Below are 2001 nucleotides of genomic sequence, written 5' to 3' on the forward strand. Positions count from 1 at the left end.
CCTGCAGCAGCTGATGCAACAGCAGCCGAAACAGCAATTGCCAGATCCGGTGGATCATACGGAAGTGCTTGCTGACATGAAAAACGAATTGAAAAAGAGCCAGGAACGGGAAGAACAGCTTTTGGCCATCGTTCAGCAGCTACAAAGTGACCTGGACGAATTGAAAAAATCCCCAATAAAATCCAAGTGGAAGTTTTGGGGCAAAGACTAGGATTTGAATACTGATTTTAGAAAGTCCTGAGGAGGAAGAAAGATGGTCAATGAATTGGTAGGGAATGATTATAGATTACTAGCTGTACAAGCTATTTTTTCAAATGATGATTTAATGGAAATTGTGACATTAAAGGGAGGAAATGCGATGCAGCTACTGGATTTAACCAGTCGTGCTTCTCTGGATATAGATTTCTCCATAAAACAAGGCAGGAGGATTTCGGAAGAAGTTGAAGGAGAATTGTTTAAAAAAAGCCTTCAAAAAATATTTAAAGAACATCAACTGACTGTAATTGATTTTAAATTTGACAGTAAGCCTAAAAAATCCAAACAGGTATCGCCTCCATATTGGGGCGGATATGCCATTGAATTTAAGGTCATTCAAGACGAACATTACGAAAAGCATAAAGATAATGCTCAAAAATTGTCTACTATGGCTGTTTCGATGGAAGGCAACAAGAAGAAAATTGAAATTGATATTAGTTTAGAAGAGTATACAGAGCCAAGAATTGCTATGGAAATAGAAGAGTACACTATTTATCTCTACAGTCCTTTGATGATAGTGTATGAAAAAATTAGGGCCCTATGTCAGCAGCTTCCAGACTATCCTTTAGCCTCGAAAGAAAAGACAAGAGCCCGTGACCTATATGATATTTACTCAGCTATTTCAGTTATGTTAAAGAAAAATGATGAAGATCTTCGTCAAGAAATTTTAAATCCGAAAAATCTCTATATCCTTCAAGAAATGTTCGCTGCTAAAGATGTATCTTATGATTTGATGAAAAAAATCAGAGATTATAAAGAAGAATTAAAGAGAGACTACGAAGATCGGGTAGTACCTCAAATTCCTAACGATGAATCAGTCCCGGACTTCGAATTTCTCTTTGAATACAACCTGGAAATCATTGAGGAACTCCATCAGTTAGTACTAGGATAAATCATAATTTTGAAGTTTCTTTGGGTAATAGATGCCAATATTTTCATCTAGAACTTTTCCAGGAATTTGATAGTCTAAGTAAAAAAATAGACTCGCTTCGTCACTCTTATTTATAGATTCCGAAACCATTTTTAACTGACTGGAAGAATAACCGGTTCTGCTTAGATAAAAATAAATTGATTTCTCGTATAAATAAACATAGTCAAGCTTTTTCAATATCCCTAGAAGCCGATTCACAGATAAATCATCCTTGGCTCGTTCAAAACCATTCAGAATTTCCTCAACACCACCAGCATATTTTGGTCGAACAACACAATCTATTAAAGTTCTTTCTAGATTAGTTACTCGAACTGGCCTATGTGTGTGTGGTGTTTTTAATTCTATGACTCCTAGTTGTCCAGTATGTTTTCCGTTAAGCAAAAAAACTTGGTACTTCTTTTTTTTATAAGAGAATTTAGCTATTTGATTGGTTTGTCTCATCGGTCTATTAAACGCATAGTCTAGTTTTTGCTGAGTCACTTTATTTTCAGAATCTCTAGGTTTAGGAGTTTGCTCTCGATTGATATAAATATTTTTCGGGATGTTATGGGTTAAATCGTGTAAAAAAAGAGCGCTGTAATGAGAAACATAGGCACCTGGATTGAGACTCAAAGCAATTTCAAAAGGATGAACAGTAAAATCGATTAGTACGTATCTTTCTGTTTTAACATCATTAGGAAGGTCAACTTTGACTGTTTCCAATATCGGGAGATCGGTTGTTATCAAATCAACAAACCGTCCATATTTAAAAGATCGTCCTAAAACCTTTTGTTCTTTTAAGTCTTCTAAAATTTTAATGAGATCTATCCTAGAAA

Annotated in this window: 3 protein-coding genes; 2 read left to right on the plus strand and 1 reads right to left on the minus strand. The window is 35.2% G+C overall.

Features of this window, described 5'->3' with window-relative positions; all coding sequences use genetic code 11:
• Both IRE19_RS18330 and IRE19_RS18335 read left to right on the plus strand, forming a co-directional pair.
• The coding region (locus tag IRE19_RS18330; protein ID WP_203341456.1) for a hypothetical protein at nt 1-211 on the plus strand (211 nt) is incomplete at its 5' end.
• Between the two features lie 42 nt (nt 212-253).
• Entirely contained in the window at nt 254-1147 is an 894-nt protein-coding gene (locus tag IRE19_RS18335) for a nucleotidyl transferase AbiEii/AbiGii toxin family protein (protein WP_015085263.1), read from the plus strand.
• Here the strand turns inward: IRE19_RS18335 and IRE19_RS18340 are convergent.
• Nucleotides 1139-2001: type IV toxin-antitoxin system AbiEi family antitoxin domain-containing protein (locus IRE19_RS18340; RefSeq protein WP_238943308.1), on the minus strand; the 863-nt coding region annotated here is incomplete at its 5' end. The genes IRE19_RS18335 and IRE19_RS18340 overlap by 9 nt on opposite strands.

The organism is Planococcus beijingensis (assembly GCF_016820615.1).
GTDB lineage: Bacteria > Bacillota > Bacilli > Bacillales_A > Planococcaceae > Planococcus > Planococcus notacanthi.